General features: G+C 72.7%; 28 protein-coding genes, 2 pseudogenes and 1 riboswitch. Of the genes and pseudogenes, 17 read left to right on the top strand and 13 right to left on the bottom strand.

Translation table 11 applies throughout. From position 1 onward, the window contains the following. Positions 1-1116, bottom strand: a pseudogene (locus FK529_RS12470) (helicase-associated domain-containing protein); the annotation flags it as partial. A 39-nt stretch (positions 1117-1155) separates the two neighbouring features. Between FK529_RS12470 and FK529_RS12475 the strand changes: the two are divergent. Genes FK529_RS12475 through FK529_RS12490 form a run of 4 tightly spaced genes read left to right on the top strand, consistent with a single transcriptional unit; the run spans position 1156 to position 2752 of the window. Then, entirely contained in the window at positions 1156-1350 is a 195-nt protein-coding gene (locus FK529_RS12475; protein ID WP_146561585.1) for a hypothetical protein, read from the top strand. After that, positions 1347-1826 carry a cyclic pyranopterin monophosphate synthase MoaC gene (gene moaC / locus FK529_RS12480; protein WP_193559705.1) on the top strand — a complete coding sequence of 160 codons (480 nt, stop codon included), beginning with the start codon at positions 1347-1349 and terminating at the stop codon, positions 1824-1826. Before FK529_RS12475 ends, moaC begins: the two co-directional genes overlap by 4 nt. After that, complete coding sequence (locus FK529_RS12485) at positions 1819-2319, top strand: MogA/MoaB family molybdenum cofactor biosynthesis protein (protein ID WP_146561589.1); 501 nt, start codon at positions 1819-1821, stop codon at positions 2317-2319. Before moaC ends, FK529_RS12485 begins: the two co-directional genes overlap by 8 nt. Continuing rightward, positions 2312-2752: a molybdenum cofactor biosynthesis protein MoaE gene (locus tag FK529_RS12490; protein ID WP_146561591.1), complete on the top strand. Its 441-nt coding sequence runs from the start codon at positions 2312-2314 to the stop codon at positions 2750-2752. Before FK529_RS12485 ends, FK529_RS12490 begins: the two co-directional genes overlap by 8 nt. Before the next feature lie 87 nt (positions 2753-2839). Here FK529_RS12490 and FK529_RS12495 read toward each other — a convergent pair whose 3' ends face one another. From FK529_RS12495 to FK529_RS12510, 4 genes are all read right to left on the bottom strand, one after another. After that, positions 2840-3514, bottom strand: a complete 675-nt coding sequence (locus FK529_RS12495) for a transglycosylase family protein (protein ID WP_146561593.1) — start codon at positions 3512-3514, stop codon at positions 2840-2842. Positions 3515-3524: 10 nt separating this feature from the next. Continuing rightward, a riboswitch (cyclic di-AMP (ydaO/yuaA leader) is annotated at positions 3525-3681 on the bottom strand. 157 nt (positions 3682-3838) lie between these two features. Continuing rightward, entirely contained in the window at positions 3839-4078 is a 240-nt protein-coding gene (locus FK529_RS20285) for a MoaD/ThiS family protein (RefSeq protein WP_146561595.1), read from the bottom strand. 3 nt (positions 4079-4081) lie between these two features. Then, positions 4082-5071, bottom strand: a complete 990-nt coding sequence (moaA, locus tag FK529_RS12505) for a GTP 3',8-cyclase MoaA (protein WP_146561597.1) — start codon at positions 5069-5071, stop codon at positions 4082-4084. After that, complete coding sequence (locus tag FK529_RS12510; RefSeq protein ID WP_146561599.1) at positions 5068-5289, bottom strand: hypothetical protein; 222 nt, start codon at positions 5287-5289, stop codon at positions 5068-5070. The genes moaA and FK529_RS12510 overlap by 4 nt, the downstream gene beginning before the upstream one ends. A gap of 80 nt (positions 5290-5369) precedes the next feature. On the opposite strand from FK529_RS12510, the gene FK529_RS20725 reads away from it, so the two are divergent. Beyond that, positions 5370-5792 carry a cold-shock protein gene (locus FK529_RS20725; protein WP_146561601.1) on the top strand — a complete coding sequence of 141 codons (423 nt, stop codon included), beginning with the start codon at positions 5370-5372 and terminating at the stop codon, positions 5790-5792. 11 nt (positions 5793-5803) lie between these two features. On the opposite strand, the gene FK529_RS12520 is transcribed toward FK529_RS20725, so the two are convergent. Then, a complete protein-coding gene (locus FK529_RS12520) occupies positions 5804-6334 on the bottom strand; it encodes a DUF2771 family protein (RefSeq protein ID WP_146561603.1) in 531 nt (176 codons plus the stop codon). Positions 6335-6338: 4 nt separating this feature from the next. Further along, on the bottom strand, positions 6339-8042 hold the full coding sequence (locus tag FK529_RS12525; RefSeq protein WP_146561605.1) for an MFS transporter: 1704 nt from the start codon (positions 8040-8042) through the stop codon (positions 6339-6341). A gap of 86 nt (positions 8043-8128) precedes the next feature. Here FK529_RS12525 and FK529_RS12530 point away from each other — a divergent pair, with 86 nt between their 5' ends. From FK529_RS12530 to FK529_RS12540, 3 genes are read left to right on the top strand one after another with little or no spacing between them, the layout of a single operon-like run. Beyond that, positions 8129-8857: a DUF3027 domain-containing protein gene (locus FK529_RS12530; protein WP_146561607.1), complete on the top strand. Its 729-nt coding sequence runs from the start codon at positions 8129-8131 to the stop codon at positions 8855-8857. Position 8858: 1 nt separating this feature from the next. Beyond that, positions 8859-11396 (top strand): sacsin N-terminal ATP-binding-like domain-containing protein, encoded by a 2538-nt coding sequence (locus tag FK529_RS12535; protein WP_146561609.1) that lies wholly within the window; start codon positions 8859-8861, stop codon positions 11394-11396. Continuing rightward, on the top strand, positions 11390-11986 hold the full coding sequence (locus FK529_RS12540) for a phosphatase PAP2 family protein (RefSeq protein WP_146561611.1): 597 nt from the start codon (positions 11390-11392) through the stop codon (positions 11984-11986). Before FK529_RS12535 ends, FK529_RS12540 begins: the two co-directional genes overlap by 7 nt. Here FK529_RS12540 and FK529_RS12545 read toward each other — a convergent pair. Then, positions 11925-12194 carry a DUF2530 domain-containing protein gene (locus tag FK529_RS12545; protein ID WP_146561613.1) on the bottom strand — a complete coding sequence of 90 codons (270 nt, stop codon included), beginning with the start codon at positions 12192-12194 and terminating at the stop codon, positions 11925-11927. The genes FK529_RS12540 and FK529_RS12545 overlap by 62 nt on opposite strands. Positions 12195-12249: 55 nt before the next feature. Here FK529_RS12545 and FK529_RS12550 point away from each other — a divergent pair, with 55 nt between their 5' ends. The 4 genes from FK529_RS12550 (at position 12250) to FK529_RS12565 (ending at position 15253) form a co-directional block, all read left to right on the top strand. Beyond that, on the top strand, positions 12250-12690 hold the full coding sequence (locus FK529_RS12550) for a MarR family winged helix-turn-helix transcriptional regulator (protein WP_438947196.1): 441 nt from the start codon (positions 12250-12252) through the stop codon (positions 12688-12690). 156 nt (positions 12691-12846) lie between these two features. After that, on the top strand, positions 12847-13653 hold the full coding sequence (locus tag FK529_RS12555) for a TrmH family RNA methyltransferase (protein WP_231703063.1): 807 nt from the start codon (positions 12847-12849) through the stop codon (positions 13651-13653). Continuing rightward, on the top strand, positions 13650-13931 hold the full coding sequence (locus FK529_RS12560) for a DUF2537 domain-containing protein (protein WP_146561617.1): 282 nt from the start codon (positions 13650-13652) through the stop codon (positions 13929-13931). Before FK529_RS12555 ends, FK529_RS12560 begins: the two co-directional genes overlap by 4 nt. A 35-nt stretch (positions 13932-13966) precedes the next feature. After that, on the top strand, positions 13967-15253 hold the full coding sequence (locus FK529_RS12565) for an MFS transporter (protein WP_231703064.1): 1287 nt from the start codon (positions 13967-13969) through the stop codon (positions 15251-15253). A gap of 364 nt (positions 15254-15617) precedes the next feature. Here FK529_RS12565 and FK529_RS12570 read toward each other — a convergent pair whose 3' ends face one another. Genes FK529_RS12570 through FK529_RS12585 form a run of 4 tightly spaced genes read right to left on the bottom strand, consistent with a single transcriptional unit; the run spans position 15618 to position 19416 of the window. After that, the gene (locus FK529_RS12570; RefSeq protein WP_146561621.1) at positions 15618-16370 is read right to left on the bottom strand and encodes a DUF6928 family protein; all 753 of its coding nucleotides are present in this window, start codon (positions 16368-16370) and stop codon (positions 15618-15620) included. 3 nt (positions 16371-16373) lie between these two features. Beyond that, on the bottom strand, positions 16374-17159 hold the full coding sequence (gene sepH / locus FK529_RS12575; protein ID WP_146561623.1) for a septation protein SepH: 786 nt from the start codon (positions 17157-17159) through the stop codon (positions 16374-16376). Between the two features lie 25 nt (positions 17160-17184). Next, the gene (serC, locus tag FK529_RS12580; protein ID WP_146561624.1) at positions 17185-18309 is read right to left on the bottom strand and encodes a phosphoserine transaminase; all 1125 of its coding nucleotides are present in this window, start codon (positions 18307-18309) and stop codon (positions 17185-17187) included. Between the two features lie 3 nt (positions 18310-18312). Continuing rightward, positions 18313-19416 carry a citrate synthase 2 gene (locus tag FK529_RS12585; RefSeq protein WP_146561626.1) on the bottom strand — a complete coding sequence of 368 codons (1104 nt, stop codon included), beginning with the start codon at positions 19414-19416 and terminating at the stop codon, positions 18313-18315. 46 nt (positions 19417-19462) lie between these two features. Between FK529_RS12585 and pdxH the strand changes: the two genes are divergently transcribed. Both pdxH and FK529_RS12595 read left to right on the top strand, forming a co-directional pair. Beyond that, positions 19463-20083, top strand: a complete 621-nt coding sequence (gene pdxH, locus FK529_RS12590; protein ID WP_146562033.1) for a pyridoxamine 5'-phosphate oxidase — start codon at positions 19463-19465, stop codon at positions 20081-20083. 121 nt (positions 20084-20204) lie between these two features. Beyond that, positions 20205-20732, top strand: a pseudogene (locus FK529_RS12595) (MFS transporter); the annotation flags it as partial. Positions 20733-20745: 13 nt separating this feature from the next. Here FK529_RS12595 and FK529_RS12600 read toward each other — a convergent pair. Then, positions 20746-21651 carry an SDR family NAD(P)-dependent oxidoreductase gene (locus FK529_RS12600; protein ID WP_166436414.1) on the bottom strand — a complete coding sequence of 302 codons (906 nt, stop codon included), beginning with the start codon at positions 21649-21651 and terminating at the stop codon, positions 20746-20748. A gap of 99 nt (positions 21652-21750) precedes the next feature. Here FK529_RS12600 and FK529_RS12605 point away from each other — a divergent pair, with 99 nt between their 5' ends. From FK529_RS12605 to FK529_RS12615, 3 genes are all read left to right on the top strand, one after another. Beyond that, positions 21751-22638 carry an aldose 1-epimerase family protein gene (locus FK529_RS12605; RefSeq protein ID WP_146561630.1) on the top strand — a complete coding sequence of 296 codons (888 nt, stop codon included), beginning with the start codon at positions 21751-21753 and terminating at the stop codon, positions 22636-22638. A gap of 87 nt (positions 22639-22725) precedes the next feature. Continuing rightward, complete coding sequence (locus FK529_RS12610) at positions 22726-24018, top strand: citrate synthase (RefSeq protein ID WP_146561632.1); 1293 nt, start codon at positions 22726-22728, stop codon at positions 24016-24018. A 51-nt stretch (positions 24019-24069) separates the two neighbouring features. Continuing rightward, positions 24070-24429, top strand: a complete 360-nt coding sequence (locus FK529_RS12615) for an FKBP-type peptidyl-prolyl cis-trans isomerase (protein WP_126194976.1) — start codon at positions 24070-24072, stop codon at positions 24427-24429.

Consider the following 24429-nt stretch of genomic DNA (forward strand, 5'->3'; position numbering starts at 1 on the left):
CACGGCCGCGCGGTCCTGCGGGGCGACGGTGCTGCGCGCGGCCCGGTGCAGCGGCCCGACGATGCCCTCCTCGCCGCGGGTGCCGATGAGAGCGGGCTGCCGGCGCAGGTCCAGCCAGGTGCGCGCCAGCAGCGCCCAGCGCTCGGCGGGCGCGGAACGCTGCCACTCGTCGACCGTGACCGTGGGCGCGAAGACCGAGTCCTCCTCGCCGTCGAGCTCGCCCTCCACGATGAGACCGGCGGCCGCGAGCAGCTCCAGGAGGAGCGCGGCGCGGTCCTCGGCGAGTCCGGTGGCCTTCGCGACGCGGCGCAGCTCGCGGATGCCGATGCCGCCCGCCTTCACTCGCTGCGCCGGGACCGCGCCCAGCGCGTCGAGCACGTCGTCGGCGTGCCGCAGCAGCTCCAGCGCCGCGACCGCGCCGGCCCCGTCGGCACCGGGGACGGGCGGACCGTCGAGCACGGGCGGCTTGAGGGAGGTGCCCAGGGGGAGCTCGCCCCGCAGCCGGGCGCGGACCTCCCACGGCAGCTCGACGGTCTGGTGGTCGACGCGCGCCAGCAGGCCGGACGCGAGCATGCGCTGCACCGGATGGTCGGGGGACGTGCCCGAACCCGCTGCCGCGGTGCGGCCCAGCGGCGAGCCCTCGGCCAAGCGCTCGAGGAGGGCGCGCTCGTCGGGGCCGGCGGCGGCCAGGGCGGCGTCGATCGCGTCGAGGTCTGGCGGGGTCGTCAGCTGGGTCGATCGCCACGGCAGGGCCTCGCGGGCGGCGGCCGTGGTGTGCAGGACGTCGTCGCCCCAGGCGAGCGCCAGGCCGCGCAGCTTCTCCGCCGCCGCGAGCACCTGCTTCTTGAGCGCCCTGCCGCGGAGCCGGCGGGCGAGGGCGTCGGGGTCCAGCGGCTCGGTGAGGAGCACCTCGAGAACGGCCAGGTCGAGCAGGGTCAGCCGCTCCGCGACGCGGCCCAGCGACGACGGACTGTTCAGGCGGCTCGCGAGGACGGCGAAGCCCGCGGGGACGGGCGTCGCGACGTCGCGCCGGACGTCGAGCAGCGCCGCGATCTCCGCGTCGGTGCGCCCACGCAGCCACGCCGCGGGCCCCGTCGACGAGGTATTACTGCTCACCGATACAGCCTAGACACCGGGGCATGTCAGAATAGCGGCGTGTCTGAGACCTCGAATGCGAAGAAGCCCGGCTACGTCGACAACGGCTGGCCCGGCGCGGACCAGGGCACGGCCGATCACGCCGTGACCGAGCTGGTGGCCCCGGTGGTCGGTGCGCTGTCGCCGTTCGGCGATCTGGAGTTCCCGCAGCAGCACATCCCGTACGTGCACCCCTCGACCCGGATCAACCGCTGACCGGAGAGCTGACACACATCGACCCGACGGGTGCCGCCCGCATGGTCGACGTGTCCGGCAAGGCCGTCACCGCCCGCACGGCGGTCGCGGCCGGCACGTTCCGCACCACCGAGGCCGTCGTGGCCGCCATCGCCGGCGGTGCCGTGCCCAAAGGCGACGTGCTCGCCACCGCCCGTATCGCGGGAATCATGGCGGTCAAGCGCACGGCCGACCTGATCCCTCTGTGCCACCCGCTGCCGATCTCCGGCGTGACCGTCGACCTGGAACCGTCGGGCGCGGAGATCGCCGTCACCGCCACCGTGCGCTGCACGGGCCGTACGGGCGTCGAGATGGAGGCGCTCACCGCCGTCGCGGTCGCGGGGCTGACTCTGCACGACATGGTCAAGGCACTCGACCCCGCCGCCGTCATGACGGACGTCCGCGTGCTCACCAAGGACGGCGGAAAGACCGGCCACTGGGAGAGATCCAATGACTGAACCGCACCGCCCGTCCCGCGATCGCTGCGCCACCGTCGTGGTCGCCTCCACCCGCGCCGCCCTGGGCGAGCGCGAGGACACCACCGGCCCCGCCATCGCGGCGTGGCTCGGTGAGCGCGGCTTCGAGGTCTACGGCCCCGTCGTGGTGCCCGACGGCGAGGAGGTGGGCGCCGCCATCCGCTCCGCGGTCCGCCGCGGCGACGCCGTGGTGCTCACCACCGGCGGCACCGGCCTCACGCCCTCCGACCGCACCCCCGAGGAGACACGCGGCGCGCTGACCTTCGAGATCCCGGGCCTCGCCAGCGCCATCCGCACGTCGGGCCTGCCCGACGTGCCGACCACAGTGCTCAGCCGCGGCCTGGCCGGCGTCGCCGGCTCGTCGCTGGTGGTGAACCTGCCGGGCTCGTCGGGCGGGGTCCGCGACGGCCTCGCCGTGCTCGACGGGGTCCTGCACCACGCGCTCGACCAGATCCGCGGCGGGGACCATGGCTGACGAGCCCGCGGCGGAGGTCGTCTTCGCCCGGGTGGTAGAGGAGCCGATCGACCTCGCCGCGCACGAGTCCGCGGTGGCGCGGCGCGAGGCGGGCGCGGTCGTGGGCTTCGTCGGGGCCGTGCGCGATCACGACGGTGGCCGCGGCGTGACCGCGCTGGAGTACTCGGCGCACCCCACGGCCGAGCGGGTCATCGCCGAGGTCGTGCAGCGCGAGGCGGACGCCGCCGAGGGCGTGCGGGCCGTCGCCGTCTCGCACCGCGTGGGCCCGCTGGCGATCGGCGATGCGGCGTTCGTCGTCGCCGTCGCGGCCGATCACCGGGCGGCGGCGTTCGCGACGTGCGCGCGGCTCGTCGACGCGGTCAAGGAGGCGCTCCCGGTGTGGAAGCACCAGCTGTTCCTGGACGGAACGGACGAGTGGGTCGGCAGCGCATAGCGGCCACCCCCACGACATCGGAAACGCCGAGAGGGGCCTGCGGCGTGATGCCGGAGGCCCCTCTCGGTAGTGCGTGGTGCGGTGGGCTCAGTAGCCCTTGGCCGCGGCCTGCTGCAGCAGGGCGAGCACGGCGGGGTCGATCTTCTGGCCGCCGGCCTGGGCCTGCGAGATGACCTGGTTGATGTACTGCGCGTTCACGGACTGGCCGGGCTGCGCGACGGGCTTGGCGACCGGCTTCGGAGCAGGGTTGGCAACCGGCTTCGGGGCGGGCTTGGCGACCGGCTTCGGCGCAGGGGCGGCCACCGGCTTCGGGGCGGGCTTCGTGGCCGGCTTGGTGACGGGCTTCGTGACCGGCTTGGTGGTGTCGGTGTCCGTCGGGGAGACCGTGCGGGGGGTCGGCGAGCCGAGGCCCCGGCCGCAGGTGGGCCATGCGCCCTTGCCCTGGCCGGCGAGAACCTTCTCGGCGATCGCGATCTGCTGCTCGCGGCTGGCCTGGTTGGCAGTGGGGGCGTACTGCGTGCCGCCGTAGCCGGCCCACGTGGACGGGCTGAACTGCAGGCCGCCGTGGTAGCCGTTACCCGTGTTGATGGCCCAGTTACCGCCGGACTCGCAGGCGGCGACCTTGTCCCACTGGGAATCGGGGGCGGCGTTCGCGGCGGGGGCGGCGAGCGCGAGACCCGCGCCACCCAGCATCGCGCCCGCGGCGGCGACCTTGGCGGCGCTCAGGCTGGTGGTGGACTGCTTGCGGTGACGACCGGTCATCGTGTGAAGTCTTTCCTCTCTACGCGCGTGCGAAGTTAGCTGTCGGGTTCGAGCGAGAGGCTGCTCGGCCGGTTGCCCGGCTTGACCCCTAGGGCGAGTGCCCTGCGGCCTCGCGGCCGCGGATGGTTCCTCCGCCTTCGTCCAGGTGTAGATCGTGATGCATGTGTCCCGAATCGCACGCTGGACGAAGCTCTGCGCTGCGAACGATCGGGGTGGCTGCTGCTGCGGCCCTCAGCGACGGTAACAGACCCCGGCCCGAGGCCCAACCGTTACCGGACCGTGATTTTATATTGTGTGATCGATATCACGCCCGGGCGCGGTGGATCACCCGCCGGCGAAGGGCGGCAAGACGTCGAGCATCGACCCCGTCGCGGGCGTCTCGACGTCGCGAACCGCCACCTCGTCGAGCAGGAAGCTGCAGCGGGTGAGCACCCGGAGGAGCTCGGGATGCCGGGCGGCGAGGAGGTCGGAGACCTCGGCGACCGTGGCGCCGTCGGGTACCGGCACCGTCTCCTCGGCGACGCCCGCCGCGGCGCGCGCGGCGGCGAAGTAACGGATCAGCATCGGTCAGCCTCCGATCGCGCTCATGGGTCGCGAGGGCTGCAGGAAGGCCGGGTCGTCGATGCCGTGGCCGGCCTGCTTGCCGAGCATCGCGGCGAGCCACGCGTCGGCGATCTCCTCGTCCGTCGCGCCGCCGCGGAGGAGGGGCTTGAGATCGGTCTCCTCGGCCGCGAACAGGCACGTGCGGATCTGGCCGTCGGCGGTGAGGCGCACGCGGTCGCAGTCGCCGCAGAAGGGACGCGTGACCGAGGCGATGATGCCGACGGTCGCGGGGCCACCGTCAACCGTGAAGCGCTCGGCGGGCGCGCTACCCCGGGCCTCGCCGTGCGGGGTGAGCGCGAACTCGCGGCGCAGCTCCGCCAGGATCTGCTCCGCGGTGATCATCGTGCCGCGGTCCCAGGTGTGGTCGGCGTCCAGCGGCATGTGCTCGATGATCCGCAGTTCGTAGCCGGCCTCGAGGCACAGGCGCAGCAGGGGGCGCGCATCGTCGAGCCGCCCCGGGCCGAGGACGGCGTTGACCTTCACGGGGGTCAGGCCGGCATCCGCGGCGGCGCGGAGGCCCGCCAGGGCGTCGTCGAGCCGGTCGCGGCGGGTGACCTTCGCGTACTCCTCCCGGTCGACGGTGTCGAGGGAGACATTCACGCGGTCCAGACCCGCGCCGGCGAGCGTGGCCGCGTGCCGCGCGAGCGACAGGCCGTTCGTGGTCAGCGAGATCTCGGGGCGCGGCTCGAGCTGCGCGGCGTGCGCGACGATCCGGGCGAGGTCCGCGCGCAGCAGCGGTTCGCCACCGGTGAATCGGATCTCCGTGATCCCCAGGTCGCGGACGCCGATCGCGATCAGCCGGTCGATCTCCGGGCCCGTCAGGACGTGCTCGCCGGCCAGCCACGGCAGCCCCTCGGCCGGCATGCAGTAGGTGCACCGCAGGTTGCAGCGGTCGGTGAGGGAGACCCGCAGATCGCGGGCGACACGACCGTAGCGGTCGACCAGCGGCTTCATGGCCGCGGCTCGTCGTCCCGGGTCCGCCCGCCGAGGATGACCGCGATCACGCCCGCGAGGAAGCCGACGGGCGCGAGCGGCGTCAGCAGGTACACCCAGGTGGGGGCGGTGGTGCCGTCCGCGAGGAGCGGCGTGAGGAACAGGGCGGCGAGCGCGATCAGCCCGATCGCGAAGAGTGCGATCGAAACGGAGACGGCGCCGGAAACCAACTTGCCCATAACCTCTAGACTAGTGCCAGTGCGTCTCGCCGCTCGCGGGGCGCGTTTTGTTGTTCTGAGTGCAGAGCGGGTGACGACGAATGCCTACCGGCAAGGTCAAGTGGTACGACTCCGACAAGGGCTTCGGCTTCCTCTCCCAGGAGGACGGCGAGGACGTCTACGTCCGGTCGTCGGCGCTGCCCGACGGTACCGACGGGCTCAAGCAGGGCCAGCGGGTCGAGTTCAGCGTGGCCGCGGGACGTCGCGGCCCTCAGGCGCTGACGGTGACCGTGCTCGAGCCTGCGCCGTCGGTCTCGCGCGGGGCAGCGGGGGCGCAGCGCGGCCGCCGGCCGGCCGCGAACCGTCGACCTGCCGAGGACCTGAACGTGCTGATCGAGGACATGATCCAGCTTCTCGACGTGGGCGTGCAGCCCGAGCTGCGCAAGGGCCGTTATCCGGACCGCAAGGCCTCCGAGCAGATCGCCACGGTGCTCCGCGAGATCGCCCGCGAGCTGGACTCGTAGGCGCGCGGCCGCTACGGCTTCTGGACCAGCGCGAAGTCCTTGGGGGTCGTGTCGATGCCCCAGACGGCCTGCGCGATGAGGTTGCCCGACGCGTCCTGGTACTGCGACGGGACGTTGATCTCCACCGCCGCGACCCACAGCTCCTCGGTCGACTTGAGCACCAGCGTGGCCGACTTCGGCTCCAGGTGGGTGATGGTCTCCAGCTTCGGCTGCCCGAGCTTGCTGTCGTAGCGCTGCACCGTGAGGAACCACGGGCGCTCGGTGATGTAGTCGGGGAGCGAGATCACGATCGCCTTACCGAACTCCACCGGCATCTTCGCCGGTCGCTGCGGGGTGTCGCACTCGCCCGCCTGCACGTTGGTGCAGAACTGCATCGGCGCGACGGGCACCAGCTGGTCGCCGACGGTGGCCTGCAGCGTGGGCCGCGGCCCGGGCTCGTTGCGCTTGTCCAGGCCGGCGACGACCGCGTACGCGAGCAGGACCGCGGCCGCGACGGCGAACACCGCCCCGGCGACGAGCAGCTTCGGGCTGGGCTTGATCATCTTTTCAGACCCCGTTCATCGTGGGTGGGACGTGTTCCGGTCGCTTGCCGCCGAGGTTCGGGACGAGGGAGCCGCCGCGGTAGGTCAGCACCGTCTGCACCGTGCCCACGACCATGATCGCGGCGACGGTCGCGAAGCCGATCCACAGCGTGGGCGGCAGCAGCACGCCCAACGCGGCGCCGCCGACCCAGCCGAGCTGCAGCGCGGTCTCGGACCGGCCGAAGGCGGAGGCCCGCGACTCGTCGGGCAGGCCGTCCTGGATGGACGCGTCGAGCGAGACCTTGCCGATCGCCGACACCCCGGACGCGAGGAAGGTCACGGCCGCGATCACCACGAGGTTGCTGAAGGCCGCCCCGACGATCGCGCCGACGGTGGCCGCGATCGTCGCCTGCACGACGATCCGCGCGGGCCGCGGCAGCTGCAGCCGGGCGCCGATGCCGTTGCCGAGGAAGTTGCCGACTCCGGCGGCGGCGCCGACCGCGCCGATCATCAGCAGGGATTCGGTGGCGGATCCGCCGGCCGCCTGCTGGGCCTTGCCGTAGAAGGCGATGTAGAGGGTGAGGAAGCCGGTGAGTATGCGGATGGTGGTGTTGCCCCACAGTCCGGTCACGACGCTGCGGCCGAGCGGCACCCGCAGGTTCTTGAACGCGGCGCCCAGCTTGGCGCGCCCACGCACGTCCTGCGCCTGCCCGAACCGCCCGCGCTCGGCGTCGCGGGCCATCGCGTCGGTGTACGACAGCGTGGTGGGCACCTCGCCCGCCGTGCTCTCGACGCGTTTCGGGAGGCGCATGCACGTCACCGCGCCGAGCGCCGCGAAGACCATGAGGGCGTACATCCCGCCCGGGATGTGCAGCATCCGGCTGAGGCCGAACTCGGCGCCGGCGGCGATCGCGCCCCCCACGCCCGAGCCCACGACCAGGCCGAACAGTGTCAGTCGCGAGTTGACCCGGGCCAGGTCGATCGATGGTGGCAGCACCCGCGGCACCACCGCGGATTTGAGCACCGAGAAGGATTTACTCATCACCAGCATGGCGAGCGCGCTGGGATAGAGCACCCACGGATCGAAGTTCACCGTGTTCGCGACCGGGTCGTACTCGCAGTTCGTGATGAGTAGGACCGCCAGCGCGATGCGGATTCCGAAGGACGCGGCCAGCGCCACCCGGCGCCCGTGCTGGATGCGGTCGAGCAGCGGCCCCATGAAGGGCGCGATGATCGCGAAGGGCGCGATGTTCACCAGCAGGTACAGCGCGACCTTCGACTTCGACTCGGCCTGCGCCGCCGCGAAGAACAGGGTGTTCGCCAGCGCGACCATCATCGCGGCGTCGACGGCGTTGTTGAGGATCACCGGGTAGGTGAGCGCGGTGAGGCCGGACTTGTCGGCACCGTCGGCCCGGGTGGCCCGGTGCCACTTCGCGATCCCGGCCTCGGTGATCTCGCGGCTGCGCATGGCCGCCACCCGGGTGACGGTGATCTTGCGCGGCATCCGCCGCTGCTCCTCCTCGGCCGCGCGCCGCTCGGCCGCGGTCGGGGTGTCCTCGAGCGGGGGCAGGTGATGGTTCGACGTGTGCTGCGGGCGCTCTTCGCCGCCCGCCCCCGCCCCCTGGCGCACGGACTGCCCGCTGTGGGTACGCGGCGTCGGCCCCGGACGGCGCCGGGGCTCGTCGGGGGGATACTGCTGCTGCCCCGGATGACCGCTCACGCGGACCATTGTTCCGCATCCGCGACGATGCCGTTCTCGGGGGCGCGCGCCGCCCGCCTGCACCGGCGTCGCCGCCATCCGGCACAATCGGACGGGTGAGTTCCGCATTGCAGTCAGGTGCCGCGGTCGACCTCGCGCGCGCCGTACTGGAGGCCGACGAGGGCGCCCGGGTGGGCGCGCACGTCGCCACGGTGGTCGAGGACGAGTTCGCGGTGGCCCATTACTTCGAGGCCGACCTGCCCGCGTACCGCGGCTGGCAGTGGTGCGCCGTGATCGCCGCCACCCCGGGGGGCGAGCTCACGGTGTCCGAGACCGCGCTGCTCCCGGGCCCCGGTTCCCTCACGGCCCCGGAGTGGGTGCCGTGGGAGGAGCGCATCCGCGCCGGCGACCTCGCCCCGGGCGATACGCTGCCGCCCCGCGAGAACGACCCCCGCATCGAACCCGGCCACGCCCTCTCCGGCGACCCGGCGCTCGACGACGTGGCCGGCGAGATCGGCGTCAACCTGGAGCGGGTGATGTCGCGGTTCGGCCGGCTCGACGCGGCGGAGCGCTGGCTGGCCGGCGACTTCGGCCCGGAGTCGGAGATGGCCCGCGCCACGCGCTACCACTGCGGGGACTGCGCCTTCTTCCTCCCGCTGGCCGGTGCGCTGGGCGCGGCCTTCGGCGCCTGCGGCAACGAGTACTCGGCCGACGGCCACGTCGTGCACGCGCATTACGGCTGCGGCGCGCACTCCTCGGTGCCGGCACCGCCGGGCCAGGGGAGCCCCGCGTACGAGCCCTACGACGACGGCGCCGTCGAGAAGGTCCCCGCCGAGCCGGCCTGACATGGCCGCCGATCCCTTCGGTACGGCCGCGCTGCGCAGCGCGACGCTCGCCGCCTGGCGCGATTCGCCCACCCGCGCCGCCGAGGACCTCGCGGCCGAGCGGGACCTCGTCACCGTCGGCTACCGCGACCGGGTCGCCGTCGAGCTGGCGCAGAACGCCGCGGACGCCGCCACGGCCGCCGGGATCCCCGGCGCGCTGGCCGTCTGGGCCGAGCCCGACGGGGTGCACGTCGCCAACACCGGCGCGCCGCTGACGAAGGCCGGGGTCGCCTCCCTCGCGGCGCTGCGCGTCTCGCCCAAGTCCGGTGGTTCCGGGGGCGCCACTCCTACCGTCGGGCGGTTCGGGGTCGGCTTCGCCGCCGTCCTGACGGTGACCGACCACGTCGAGATCCGCTCCGCCGACGGCGGCATCTCCTTCTCCGCCGCGCGCTCGCGCGCCGACGCCGGCCTCGACGAGGTCGCCGCGATGCGGCTGCCCTACCCGGTCGCGACGCCGCCCCGCGCGGGCTTCGCCACCGAGGTCGTGCTCGTCGGCGCCGATCCCGCGCTGCTCGCCGAGTTCGCCGGCCAGGCCGAGGACCTCCTGCTGGACCTGCCCGCACTGGCCACGATCACCGTCGACGAGGAGCGGTTCGCCGCCCCCGACCTCGTGACCGGGCACGGCCCGCACGCCCGCTGGGTGATCGGGGCCGACGCACGGTTCCTCCACTCCCCGACCCGCACCGACGAGCCGCTGACCCTGCCCGTGCGGGTCATCGCCGGCCTGCCGACCACGCCGGACCGGCGCCGCCTGCATCCCGACGCCGACGTCGCGCTCGCGGCCCGCGGCTACGCCGCCTTCGTGGCCGCGCAACCCGACCCGCTGCCGCTGCTGCCGCCGCGCCGCCCGCCCGCCGGCCCCGTCGACGCGCTGCTGCGGGCGGCGGTCGAGGAGGAGCTGCGCGGGCACGCCTGGGTCCCCGGGCCCGACGGTGCGCGGCTGCGCCCCGACCGCGCCGCGGTGCTTCCCGGGCTCACCGCCGAGCTGAACACGCTGGTGTGCGGGACGCTCCCGCTCGTCCCGCCGGAGTACTCCTCCGCGCCGGACGCGGCGCGCCTGGTGGCCCTCGGCGCCCGCGAGCTGACCGCGGCCGACCTCGCCGACGCCGTACCGCGCGACCGCGATCCCGCCTGGTACGGCGAGCTGTACGCGGCGCTGGACGCCGCGCGGCTCCCCGCCGACGACCTGGGCGCGCTGCCCGTCCCGCTGGCCGACGGCCGCGTGGTGACCGGGGCGCGCGGCGCGGCGCTGGTCGCGGGTGATCCCGCGGCGCTGGCCCTGGTCACGTGGGCGCGGATCGTGCACCCCGCGGCGGCCCACCCGCTCCTGGAGCGCGCGGGCGCCCGCACCCTCGCCGCCGCCGACCTGCTGGGCTTTCCCGCGCTCCGCGATGAGGTCGGCCGCATCGATTGGGAGACGGGCGCCGCCGACGAGGACGTCGCGCTCACCGAGGCCGTCCTGGGCCTGCTGGGCGCCGGCGGCACCGTCGGGCCGACCTGGCTGGGCGCGCTCCCCGTCCCGGGCGACGACGGGGCGCTGTACCCCGCGGACGAGCTCCTGGCCGCGGATGCTCCGCTGCGGGCGGCGCTGGGGGAGGATCACCCGTACGGCACCGTCGACCCGGATTTCGAGGCGCGGCACCCGGCGGAGGCGCTGCGGGCCCTCGGCGTCGGCTGGTCCTTCGGGGTGCTCCGCGAACCGCTGCCGACCGGGCCCGACGCGACGCTCGACGGCGCGGAGGAGTGGTGGGCGCAGCTGCCCGCCGAGCCCGACGAGCTCGTCGCCGCCCGCGACCTGGACTTGGTGGAGCACTGGGAGCCCGCGTACGCGCTGCTCGCGGAACTGCCCGGCGTGCTGGACGATCCCGACGGCTACACCGCCTGGTGGCTGCACACCCGCACCGAGCTGGGGCGGCTGCGCTCCCCGGACGACGAGACCTTCGCCGGCCTGCTCGACCCGTGCACGCACCCCGCCGCGCCGCGGCTGGGGGCCGCGCTGCTGCGCTCCGTGCGGACGCCCGCGGACGCGCAGGTCCTCGCCGACGCCCTCGCCGATCCCGCTCGCACGCCCGCACCCGCGGTGGTGATCGCGGCGCACCGGGCGATCGCCGGCCACCGGCTGCCCGTACTCCCCGCGCGGGTGCGCGGCATCGACGGCGCGGTGCTCGACGCCGACGACGCCGCCGTGCTCGACGTGCCGCACGCCCGGTTCACCGCCGGGTCGCTGGTCTTCGGCGGGCTGGACGTCGCCGCGGCGCTCGCCGACACCCTGGACCTGCCGCTGGCGGGCACCGGGCCCGTCGGGATCCCCGCGGGAGGCGCGCGGTTCGCCCGCGGCGCACATCCCGGCGTCACGCTCGCGCAGGCGCTCGGAGCGCTGCCCGACGCGGTGGCGGTCCACGTCCACGACGACCTGGTCGTGGACGTCGCCGGGGGCGAGCGTCGCGTGCCGTACGTCGTCGTCGACGGTGTGTTGCACGTACAGTCGGGAAGATGGTGACGGACCCGAACGCATGGCCGAACCCCGTCGATCAGGGCGCGCTCGACTGGATGCTCGCGATCCGCAGCGACGCCTTGACCGCGGTGATGCGCGTGATCACGACGGTCGGGAACACGGCGTCGATGTGGGTGATCGGCATCGCGGGGTTCCTGTACCTGCTGCTGCTCCGCAAGGAACGCGGATGGGCGGTGTACTGCGGAGTCACCCAGTTGTTCGGGCTGGGGCTGATGGTGGTGCTCAAGAGGATCTTCGGGCGCGAGCGGCCGCCGTTGCCGCCGCGGCTCGTGGTGATCTCGTCGGAGAGCTTTCCATCCGGGCACGCGCTCGTGTCGATGGTGGTCCTCGGGACGTTCGCGGTGGCCGCCTACGCGCTCAGCGGCCGGTGGTGGCCCCTGGTGGCCGCGGTGGCCGCGTCGGTCGTCATCGGCATGAGCCGGGTGTACCTGGCGGCGCATTGGCTGCTCGACGTGCTGGCGGGCTGGGCGATCGGGGCGACGGTGGTCGCGGCCGGGCTGCTGGTCCTGCGGCTCAGACGAGGCCGCGCTGTGCTCCCCGATCGCCGCGCAGGGCCGCCCGCCGCTGCAGGGTGAGGACCGTGGCCCCTAATAGCCCCATGCCGACGCCGCAGGCACACACGATCCAGGCGTCGCCGAAGGTCTCCCGAAAGAGCAGCGTAATCACGAGAGCCATTGCGAATGCAACGGTACCTGCGACGACGACGGGCCGCGGTTCGGTCACGGCGCGGGGGAGTTCCGGCGCCGAGACGCCGTTTTCCGGCTCGCTTCCTTGAAGGTTCATCCGTGCTCCCGGGGTTCATGCGCGCAATTGCACTTATCGCATGTATTCTAGCGCCGTGACTGATAATGACGATCGGCTGGCGGGGGATCTTGCTCTCGCCACCGTGCGGTTCGCCCGCCACCTGCGCGGCCGGCGTCGCGATTCGCTCGTCTCCCTGACGCAGCTCTCCGCGCTCAACGCGCTCGCGAACGACGGGCCCCTCACCCCGGGGCAACTCGCGGCCCGCGAACGCGTGCAGCCACCGTCGATGACCCGGGTCATCGCCTCCCTCGCCGACCTGGGGCTGGTCCGTCGCGCGCCGCATCCCACCGACGGCCGCCAGGTGATCGTCAGCCTCTCCGACGAGGGGGAGCAGATCATCACGGGTGAGGCCGCGGCCCGCGAGGCGTGGCTGCGCAGCAAGCTCGACGAGCTTTCACCCGCGCAGCGCGCGACCCTCGGCGACGCGGTGGGAATTCTCAACGGCCTCATCGCGGGCGAAGAGAAGAAAAGCTGAATCCCGGCGATTCCCGATCCAAATATCGAACGGCGCTCGAGGAATGACCCGGACAGAATTATTCCCATTTCGGTATTAATTCGTTCGGGTCGCCGTTTACGGTACCCGCGGTCGGGAATGCGTTTGGTTCGCCGTGGCCGATATTAGGGTGGTGTGGTGCCGGCGCAACCGATTCATCTGATTCGCGACGCGAATGACCCGCGCCTCAACGACTTCCGGGACCTTTCCGCCGCGGACAAGCGGCCCGACCTCGCCCGCGGCGTGGTGCTCGCCGAGGGCGTGCCCGTGGTGGAGCGGATGCTGGCCTCGCGGTTCGTGCCGCACGCGATCATGGGCGTCGAGTCCAAGCTGGAGCGGCTGGAGGGCCTGGCGCCCCTCGTGCCGCGCTACCTCGTGACGGCCGAACTGATGGCGCGGGTGGTGGGCTTCCACCTCAACCGCGGGGTTCTCGCGGCCGCCCGCCGGCCCGTGCCGCTGGAGGCGGGCGCCCTGCTCGACGGTGCGCGCACCGTCGTGGTGCTGGAGGGCGTCAACGACCACGAGAACCTCGGCTCGATCTTCCGCAACGGCGCGGGCCTGAGCGCCGACGCCGTGCTCTTCGGGCCGCGCTGTTCCGATCCGCTGTACCGGCGCGCGGTGCGGGTGTCGATGGGGCACGTCCTGCTGGTGCCCTTCGCGCACCTGCCGGCTGACGGGTGGCCCGCTGCGGGTCTGGGGGTGCTGGCGGAGCACGGCTTCCGGACGGTGGCGCTGACCCCGTCGGGGGAGGCGACGGTCGCGGACGCCGTGGCGGGCGGGCCCTCCCGGGTGGCGTACCTGGTGGGCGCGGAGGGCCCCGGGCTCACGCCCGAGGCGATGGCCGCGGCCGACGTGCGCGCGCGGATCCCGATGTCGCGCGGCACCGATTCGCTCAACGTCGCCACCGCCGCCGCGCTGGCGCTGTACGAGCGGGCGCGCACGTGAGCGCTCCCCGCTACCCGCCCCGGATCACCGGCACCGCGGTCGCGGTACTGGTGGCGCTGCTCGTCGGCGGCGTTCTTTCCGGGCTCTTCGTGTCGGTGATGGCGGTCAACCGGTGGCTCGGGCTGTTCCTGCTCGCCCTGGGCGCCGCGGGCGCCGTGCCGGTGCTGGCCGCGTACCGGGAGCGGCCGGTGGCCCGATGGTTCTGCGCGGGCTTCGCCGGCGCGATCGCGTTCGCCCTGCTCGCGGCCGTCGTGGCGCTGACGAGCGGGCTCGTCTGAACCAGGGCAGAAAACTTAGGACTACTATCGGACGGGTGCCCGGCGTCTTCGTTTCCCTGCGAGCGAGGAACTACCGACTCTGGGCCGGAGGCCAGACGGTCAGCCTGGTGGGCACCTGGATGCAGCGCGTCGCCGAGGACTGGCTGGTGCTGGACCTCGCGCACGGCCGCGGCTGGGTGCTCGGCGTGGTGATGGCGCTGCAGTTCGGGCCCACCCTCTTCCTCTCCGCCTGGGCGGGCCTGCTCGCCGACCGCTACGACAAGCGCCGCGTGCTCATCGTCACGCAGACCGCCGCGGCGGCCTGCGCCGCGGTGCTGGCGGTGCTGACGCTGACCGGGGTCGTCGCGCTGTGGCACGTCTTCGTCCTCGCCTTCGTCTTCGGCTGCGTGACGGCGATCGCCGGTCCCTTCCGGCAGGCCTTCACGATCGAGATGGTGGGGCCCGAGCTGCTGCCGAACGCGATCGGCCTGAACTCCATGGTCTTCAACGCCGCCCGGATCGTGGGGCCCGCGATCGCCGGCCTGCTCATCGCCGGGGTGGGCACCGGGTGGGTGTTCGCGGTGAACGCGGTGTTCACGGGCGCCATCGTCGCGGCCCTCCTGCTGATGCGGGTGGGGGAGTTGCTCCCGTCGCCGCCGGTGGAGCGGGCACGCGGGCAGCTGCGGGCCGGCTTCGCGTACGTGCGGCGACGCCGCGAGCTGACGCTGGTGATGATCGCGGTCTTCTTCGTCTCCACCTTCGGCATCAACTTCCCGCTGGCGCTCTCGCTGCTGGCGCGCCACGGCTTCGGGCTGGGTGCCGACGCCTACGGGCTGTTGTCGACGGTGCTCGCCGTCGGCACGCTGACCGGGGCGCTGCTCGCCGCGCGCCGCACCGGGAGGGCGTCGCTGCGGACCTGCCTCGTGGGCGGCTTCGCTTTCGGGGTGGCTTCCGTGCTGGCGGGGCTGGCACCGTGGTTCTGGCTGGTGGCGGTGCTGCTGGCGTTCGTCGGGCTGCTGCAGATGGCCTTCACCACCTCTGCGATGAGCATCATGCAGCTCTCCGTGGATCCCGAGTACCGCGGCCGTGTGATGGGCATCTACATGCTCGCCTTCCTCGGTGGCACGCCCCTGGGTGCGCCGCTGCTCGGCGCCATCGCCGACGTGACCACCCCCGCCGCGCCGCTGCTCGTGGGCGGGGTGGTCTCCGCGGTCACCTGCGCGCTGTGCGGCCTGTACGCGCTCCGACGGTCCGCGGCCGCCGACGCGCTGCGGGGGGACGGAGCACGGGGTGCGTCGGCCGGTGCTGTGGGCGGAGATGCCGTGGCGCGCGGGGATCAGTAGTCGCGTGGAACAGCCATGCGCCCCGCGCATAATGCCAGTTCAGCGATCCGGCTTTTCGCGATTGCCGGTGGTCGTCTCATCCTGCTCCCATAGCGCGAGCTTAGACACCGAACTGCGATTCACGATCAGACGGCGACTCTGGCGATTGAGGCGCGCATGCCGCACCTGGTGGGCTCGGTCGCACCCAGCATGCGGACGTCCGCAGCCTGGAGGACGTCAGTTACTAGGTGGCGTAAGACCGTTCGCCGTAGCCCGGCGTGCTGGGTATTCAGTTTCTGAATGGGCCGCGCAGAACGCGAGCCATGCGGTGCTCGCGCCCGGAGGGCCACAGCGCCAGTCGAGCTCTGCGGTGTCGGCGAGCGCGTCAGAAACCGAAGAAGCTGCGCACCTTGCCGCGGTCCTCGTAGCTCGTGTCCTGCTGCCCGGCGGGGGGCTGCGGCGCACCGTCGGGGCCGGCGGCCTGGCCCTGCTGCGGGGCGGGACCGGGGACGCCGGAGGCCGGCACGAAGTCGATGACCTGGATGCGGGCGGGGTCGAGGTCCGTCGGCGCGAGGGGGTGCGTGAAGCGGAAGCCGAGGATCTCGCGGTTCGCCTGCTCCGCGAACTCCATCGGGTGGAAGGGCAGGGCCCGCGGGTCGGGGACGGCGCCCTCGGCATAGGTGAGCGGGTGCTCGCCCGCCCAGAACGGACCCTCGAAGAGCTCGGGCAGGCCCTCGTCCTCGAGGATGTCGACGGGGTGGGCGGAGAAGGAGCGCTTCGGCGTGCCGTCGGTGCGCAGGGCGAACCCGCCGACGGCCCGCTCCGGGGCCGTGGTCAGCAGGAACGAGCGGTGGGCGGGCACCAGGTTCCACCAGGACTCGTCGAGCTCGCTCGGTCGGTCCACGCGTAGGCCCGCGTGGGTCACGACGGTCAGCCCGCCCCACGCGCCCACGTAGACGTGCCCCGGCAGTGGAGCGGCGGCGCGGGCGAGGGACTCGGGGCGCCCGACGGCGGGCTCACCGAGCACCTGCTCGGCGATCACGCGGGACGCGGCCTCGTCGGGCCGGCCGACGATCGCGAGAATGCCCTTCGGCTCCGCGACATCGATGAACCAGATCGTCGCAGCTGGAGCTCCCACGGCCTACCCGTTCTTCCCGCCGCGGACACCGAGGAGAACGTCCTCCCAGGACGGCATCTCCGGGTGCCGGCGACCGTGCTGGCCGCCCGCCGCGGCCGCGGGGGCCTGGGCGGGGCGACGCTCCTCGACGCTGCCCTCCACGACGGGGCCCGCGACGGAGCGGGGAACCGCGCGCAGGGGCTCGTCGGCGGACCGGTCGATACTCCGCAGACCCTGCCGGGCATCGGGATCGAGCAGCCCGCGGGCCGTCTCGTCGACGGGGCTGGCGGTGCCGCCGTTCGCGCCCGGCGCGTACTTGAAATGCGCCTGGTTGCGGGACTTGCCCACGCTCCAGCTGATCGCGACCACCCAGCGGTTGTCGGCACCCTTGAAGGCGTCCCACTCGGTGGTGTCGGCGTGGCCGCGCTCGGCCAGGGCCGTGCCGATCACCTCGGCGAGGGTGACGTGCATCGGGCCGTCGCCGCGCACCGGGTGAGCGAGCTGCGCCATCTCCGCCGCGCGGGAACGCTCCAGCAGCACCGGGCCCGCGAACCGCTTGATCCGGTGATTCGGGGCGCCGGTGAGCTCCGCGATCTCCTCGATCGTCGCGCCGGCCCGAATGCGGGCCTGGATCTCGCGCGGCGACAGGTCGGCGCCCAGTTCGAGCTCCGTCTGTGTGCCGCTTCCGAGTTCACCGCTCACGGCCGCCTTCAACGTGTCGTCGATCGGCAGGCGGAACCGTCCCGCAGGGCCCTCGCAGACCACCGACGTCCCGTCGTCGTCCACTCCCACAACCCGCAGTTCCTGCATGGTGCCAGGGTAGTTGTTCGAATCGCTATGCGTCGGCCGACACGCGCTCGACCACGAAATCGATGCACGTGGTCAAAGCGGTGACGTCCTCGGGATCGATCGCAGGGAACAGGCCGATCCGCAGCTGGTTGCGGCCCAGCTTGCGGTACGGCTCGGTATCGACGATGCCGTTCTCCCGCAGCGTCTTGGCCACGGCGGCGGCGTCGACCTTCTCGTCGAAGTCGATGGTGCCGACGACCTGGCTGCGCAGCGCGGGGTCGGTGACGAAGGGCGTCGCGAACCCGCTGGCCTCGGCCCACTGGTAGAGACGGTCGCTCGAATCCTTAGTGCGGGCCACGGCCCAGTCGAGGCCGCCGTTGCCGTTGATCCACTCGATCTGGTTCGCGAACAGCAGCAGCGTCGCCAGCGCGGGGGTGTTGTACGTCTGGTTCTTGCTCGAGTTGTCCACGGCGACGGGGAGCGAGAGGAACTCGGGGGTGTAGCGGCCCGAGGCCTTGATCTCCTCGACGCGCGCCAGGGCGGCGGGGCTCATGATCGCGACCCAGAGGCCACCGTCGGCGGCGAAGCACTTCTGCGGCGCGAAGTAGTAGACGTCGGTGTCGGCGATGTCGACGGGCAGGCCGCCGGCGCCCGAGGTGGCGTCGATCGCGATGAGCGCGTTCTCGCTGCCCGCGAGGCGGCTGACCGGCACCGCGACGCCCGTCGAGGTCTCGTTGTGCGCCCAGCCGATGAGGTCGGCGGACCCGTCCGCGATCAGCTCGGGCGCCGAGCCCGGGTCGCTCGAGACGACGATCGGGTCGCCGATGAAGGGATTGCCCTTGGCCACCGAGGCGAACTTGGTGGAGAACTCGCCGTAGGTGAAGTGCTGGCTGCGCTCCCGGATCAGGCCGAAGGCGGCGGCGTCCCAGAAGGCGGTGGTGCCGCCGTTGCCGAGCACGACCTCGTACCCCTCGGGGAGGGAGAAGAGGTCCTTCAGACCCTCGCGCACGCGGCCGACGACGTTCTTCACCGGGGCCTGGCGGTGGCTGGTGCCGAACACCGAGGCGCCGGTATCGACGAGCGACTGCAGCTGCTCGGGGCGGACCTTGGACGGACCGCAGCCGAAGCGGCCGTCGACGGGCTTGAGCGCGGCGGGGATCTCGATCGTCATGCCCTAAATCCTAATGGTGTCCCACCCGGGCACGTCCTCCGGCTGCCGCGGGCCGTACCCGGTGTACTGCGCGGACGGCCGGATCAGTTTGTCCGCGCGCTTCTGCTCGAGGATGTGGGCGCACCAGCCGGCGGTCCGCGCGCAGGTGAACATGGCCGGCATCATCCGCGGCGGCACGCCCGCGTAGTCGAGGATCACCGCCGCCCAGAACTCGACGTTCGTCGAGATCGCCCGGTCGGGCCGGCGCTCGGCGAAGACCGCGTTCGCCTCCCGCTCGAGTGCGGCGGCGGCCTCGTACCGCGGCGCGTGCAGGTCGCGCGCCACCGACCGCAGGACCCCGGCGCGGGGGTCCTCCGCGCGGTAGATGCGGTGGCCGAAGCCCATGATCTTCTCGCCCCGGTCCAGCCGCGCGGTGACCACGCCCCGGGGGTCGTCGGTGCGCACCACCTCGTCGAGCATCGGCAGCACGCGCGACGGTGCGCCGCCGTGCAGCGGGCCCGACAGCGCACCGACCGCACCCGAGAGCGCCGTCGAGACGTCGGCGCCCGTCGACGCGATGACCCGCGCCGTGAGCGTGGACGTGTTGAGGCCGTGTTCGGCGGCCGCCACCCAGTACGCGTCGATGGCGCGCACATGGTCCGGGTCGGGTTCGCCGTGCCAGCGGGTCATGAACCGGTGCGTGATGGTGGGGGACCGGTCGATGATCCGCTGCGGCACGGCCGGGCGCTCGAGGCCGCGGGCCGACTGCGCGACGAAGCTCAGCGTCATCACCGAGGCGCGCGCCAGGTTCTCGCGGGCGGTGGCGTCGTCGATGTCGAGGAGCGGCTCGAAGCCCCACAGCGGGCCCAGCATCGCGAGGCCGGCCTGCGCGTCCACGCGCACGTCGCCGCTGTGGATGGGCAGGGGGAAGGGTTCGGCGGCGGGCAGCGGGTTGCCGAACTCGCCGTCCACGAGCAGGCCCCACACCTGGCCGTAGGTGACCCGGTCGCGCACGAGGTCGGCCACGTCGACGCCCCGGTATCGCAGCACCCCGCCCTGCTTGTCCGGCTCGGCGATCTCCGTGGAGAACGCGACGACGCCTTCGAGCCCGCCCGGAATCTCAGTCATGGTGTGCAGCCTAGTGAGTAGGCTCGGGCTCGTGGATCTTCAGGCGATGCGCGAGAAGTACGACGGCGACTCCTTCGACCTGCAGCCCGAGGACCTCGCCGCCGGCTGGGTGCCGCTGTGGCGCTCCTGGTTCGACGAGGCCGTCGCCGCCGGGGCGCCGGAGCCCAACGCGATGGTGCTCGCCACCGTCGACGAGACCGGGCTCCCCGCCACTCGCACCGTCCTGTGCAAGGGGCTCGACGAGCGGGGCGTGGTCTTCTACACCAACTACGGCTCCGATAAGGCCCGCGCCGTCGAGGCGAATCCGGTTGCTTCCGTGACTTTTCCGTGGATCGCGATCCATCGGCAGGTGCACATCCGCGGGTCCGTCACCAAGGTGCTCCCGGCGGAGACCGCCGCCTACTGGGCGGCGCGGCCGCGGGGCTCGCAGCTCGGCGCGTGGGCGTCGGACCAGTCCCGGCCGGTGGCCTCCCGGGCCGCGATGGCGGAGCGGTTCGCCGAGGTCGAGGCCCGGTTCGAGGGCGTCGACGTGCCCGTGCCGCCGGAGTGGGGCGGCTACCGGATCGCGCCGCAGGTCGTCGAGTTCTGGCAGGGCCGGGAGAACCGGGTGCACAACCGGGTGCGGCTCGTCGCGCCCGAGTACGCGCCCGTGCGCCTCCAACCCTGAATTGAACGATGTTCTGGAGAGGAAAACCCCAGGTCGGAATCTCCAGAACGTCGTTCAATTGCGGGGTTCGCGGCGATCGTGAGGAAGTCGTAGTATCTGTCGGGTGCCGAGACTCCTGGCCGTGCCCCGCGCCCTGTTCCCGCAGATCGCGCACGAGAACTTCGGGGATCCCGTCGAGGGCGGCTGGGTGTTCGGCGCCCTGTTCGCGGCGATGTCGGTGGGCGCCGTGCTCGGCGGGGTGCTCTCGGGCTGGACGTCGCGCGTCGCGCGGCAGGGCCTCGCCGTGATCGTGATGATCGTACTGTGGGGCCTGGCGATCGGCGGCTTCGGCGTGGCCGCCCAGTTCGGCTGGCTGTGGGCGGCGCTGGTGCTGCTCGCGCTGGGCGGCGCGGCCGACATGTTCTCCGCCGCCTTCCGCACGACGATGCTGCAGGAGGCCGCGACCGACGACGTGCGCGGGCGGCTGCAGGGCGTCTTCACCGTGGTCGTGGCCGGCGGGCCGCGCATCGGCGACGCGGTGCACGGCGCGGCCGCCGTCTCCGCCGGCGCGGCGATGGCGGCGGCGGGCGGCGGCGTGCTCGTGATCGTCTTCACGGTGCTCGCGGCCCTCGCGGTCCCCGCCTTCGTCCGCTACCGCGTCGCCCGCTGAGCCCCTGTTCGGGCTAGACGGGGAAGGTGGCGCCGGTGAGTTCCTCGGAGACCGCCCACAGGCGACGTTGCAGGTCCAGGTCGTAGGACTGCGCGCTGGAGGTCACGACGGTCGGGGCGCCGCGGCTTCCGCCGATTCCGTCGGGGCCGTAGTACTGGCCGCCAAGGGCGCCGGGATCGGTCGCGGCGCGCAGCTGGGAGAGCGCGCCGTGGTGCGCGTCGTGCGAGATCAACGGCGCAGCGACCTGCAGCGCCCGCGGCAGGTGGCGGACGAGCTCGGTATCGGCGACTCCCGGGTGCGCGGCGATGGCGACGGTGCCCCGCTCGGCGGCACGCGCGGCGAGGCGGCGCTGGAGCTCGTAGTGGAACAGCAGGTTCGCCAGTTTGCTCTGCCCGTACGCGGCGACCCGGTCGTAGGAGCGCTCCCACTGCAGGTCGTCGAAATGGATGGCCCCGCGGATGCGGTGGGCGAGGCTGGCGACGGTCACCACGCGGGACCCCGGCACCGCGAGCAGCAGGTCGAGCACCTGTGCGGTCCACGCGAAGTGGCCCAAGTGGTTGGTGCCGAACTGCAGCTCGAAACCATCGGTGGTGGTCTGCTTCGGCGGGTACATGACGCCGGCGTTGTTGATCAGCAGGTCCACGCGCGGGGTGCTCGAGCGCAGCTCCGCGGCCGCCTCACCCACCGAGGCGAGCGAACCGAGGTCCAGGCGCTGCACGCGCACCGTCGCACCCGGGGCGAGGGCGGCGATGCGCCGCGCGGCGTCGGCGCCCTTGCCGGTGTCGCGCACCGCGAGCACGACCTCGGCGCCCTTCTGCGCGAGCACACGCGCGGTCTCGAAGCCCAGGCCGGTGTTCGCGCCGGTGACGACGGCGACCCGTCCGGCCTGGGTGGGGACATCCTTCTCGGTCCAGCTCATGCGCACTCCTCGGGGGCCTGCGACCCAGGCTAGCGCGCCGGCCTCGCCCACTCCGGCCGACGGTGCTCGCGGCGCGCGCCGCCGCCGTACTATTGCGCCATGTCGGTCCAACCCGGATTCACGATCGCGGCCGGCGGCTATGTCGCGGAGATCGCACGGGTGGGCGCCGGCCTGCGCGGCCTCCGCCGCGACGGCGTCGCCCTCACCGAGGAGTGGCCGCTCGGGGAGAAGCCGCCGCTGTCCGCCGGCCTCGTGCTCGCGCCGTGGCCGGGCCGCACCGAGGACGGCCTCTACAGCTGGGACGGCGAGGTCTACCGGCTCGCGGTGACCAGCGACGTCACCGGAACCGCCGACCACGGGCTCGTGCGCCGCGTCGAATGGGACGACGTGGAGGTCGCCGCCGACGCCGTGACCCTGGTCCGCGACGTCGGGCACCACCCCGGGTGGCCCTTCGACCTGCACCTGCGGATCCGGTACAGCGTCGCCGCCGACGGCCTGACCTGCGCCTTCGAGGCCCGCAACGACGGCGGCACGGACCTGCCGCTCGCCGTCGGCTTCCACACCTACCTGCGCGTCGGCGACGACTCCGTCGACGCCTGCACCCTCGAGTTCGGGGCCGGGCGCTGGCAGCCGCTCGACGGGCGCCTGCTGCCCGACGGTCCGCCGCGCCCCGTCGACGGGACGCCGTACGACTACCGCACCCCGCGCGCCCTCGACGGTGTGCAGATCGACACACCCTTCACCGATGTGCCGCGGAACACCGTGCTCCGCGGCCCGACGGGGCAGACGGAACTGTGGACGGCGCCGACATTGCCGTGGGCCCAGGTGTTCATCGCCGACCCGGTCAACGGCAAGGGCTACCCCGGTCGCGGCCGCGCCCTGGCGGTGGAGCCGATGTCCGCCCCGGGCAATGCCCTCCACACGGGAACGGACGTGATCCGGCTGGCGCCGGGGGCGGGGTGGAGCACCGAATGGGGCCTCCGGTGACGGCCCGATTTCCGCGGGGAACCGCGGTACCGCTAGGTTCTAGCCAGGTAGCTTTTATCCGCCGACCACAGCGAGGGGATACGAACATTGTCCACTGATGACAACACCGCGAACGCTACGGTCGCCTATCCCGGCGGCCAGATCGAGCTGCCGATCGTCAACGCGACCGAGGGTGCAGACGGCATCGCTCTCGGCAAGTTCCTCGCGCAGTCGGGCTACAGCACCTTCGACAACGGCTTCGTCAACACCGCCTCCTGCAAGTCCGCGATCACCTACATCGACGGCAACGAGGGGATCCTGCGCTATCGCGGATACCCGATCGAGCAGCTCGCGGAGAAGTCGACGTTCATCGAGGTCAGCTACCTCCTGATCCACGGCGAGCTGCCGACCCCGGAGCAGCTCGCGGAGTTCACCGCGAAGATCCAGCGGCACACCCTGCTCCACGAGGACCTCAAGCTGTTCTTCAACGGCTTCCCCCGCAACGCGCATCCGATGCCCGTCGTCTCCTCGGCGGTCAACGCGCTCTCGGCGTACTACCCGGACTCGCTGGACCACAACGATCCGGCGCAGGTCGAGCTGTCGACCATCCGCCTGCTCGCCAAGTTCCCGACGATCTGTGCCTACGCCTACAAGAAGTCGGTCGGCCAGCCCTTCCTCTACCCGGACAACTCGCTGTCGCTGGTGGAGAACTTCCTCCGCATGACCTTCGGTTTCCCGGCCGAGCCCTACGAGGTGGACCCGGAGATCGTCAAGGCCCTCGACATGCTGTTCATCCTGCACGCCGACCACGAGCAGAACTGCTCCACGTCGACCGTGCGCCTGGTGGGCTCGTCGAACGCCAACATGTTCACCTCGATCTCGGGCGGCATCAACGCCCTGTGGGGCCCGCTGCACGGCGGCGCCAACCAGGCCGTCCTCGAGATGCTCGACGACATCAAGGCGTCGGGTGGCGACACCACCGCCTTCATGACCAAGGTCAAGAACAAGGAAGACGGCGTGAAGCTCATGGGCTTCGGGCATCGCGTCTACAAGAACTACGACCCCCGTGCGGCGATCGTGAAGCAGACCGCGGACCGCATCTTCGAGCTGCTCGGCGTGTCCGACGAGCTGCTCGACATCGCCAAGGGCCTGGAGGACGTCGCGCTGCACGACGACTACTTCATCGAGCGCAAGCTCTACCCGAACGTGGACTTCTACACCGGACTGATCTACCGCGCGATGGGCTTCCCGACGCGCATGTTCACGGTGCTGTTCGCGCTCGGCCGGCTCCCCGGCTGGATCGCCCACTGGCGCGAGATGCACGAGGACCCGACCACCAAGATCGGCCGTCCTCAGCAGATCTACACGGGCTCGACGGCCCGTGACTACCCCGGCGTGTAGATGCCGCCCATCCGGCGTGACAATCTGCACCGCCTGATCAAAGGAGTCTCTATGACCAAGCCCGAGATCGAGTTCATCGAGGGCCCCGCGCCCACCGAGCTCGTCATCAAGGACATCGTGGTGGGCGACGGTGCCGAGGCCCAGCCCGGCAGCGTCGTGGACGTGCACTACGTGGGCGTCGAGTTCGACAGCGGCGAGGAGTTCGACTCCTCGTGGAGCCGCGGCGAGTCCATCAACTTCCCGCTGCGCAGCCTCATCGCAGGCTGGCAGGAGGGCATCCCGGGCATGAAGGTCGGCGGCCGTCGCCAGCTGATCTGCCCGCCCGCCCTGGCCTACGGCCCCGCCGGCGGTGGCCACCGCCTGTCGGGCAAGACGCTCGTCTTCGTGATCGACCTGCTCGGCGTCAAGTAG

It is taken from the genome of Tsukamurella asaccharolytica, assembly GCF_007858435.1.
Lineage (GTDB): Bacteria > Actinomycetota > Actinomycetes > Mycobacteriales > Mycobacteriaceae > Tsukamurella > Tsukamurella asaccharolytica.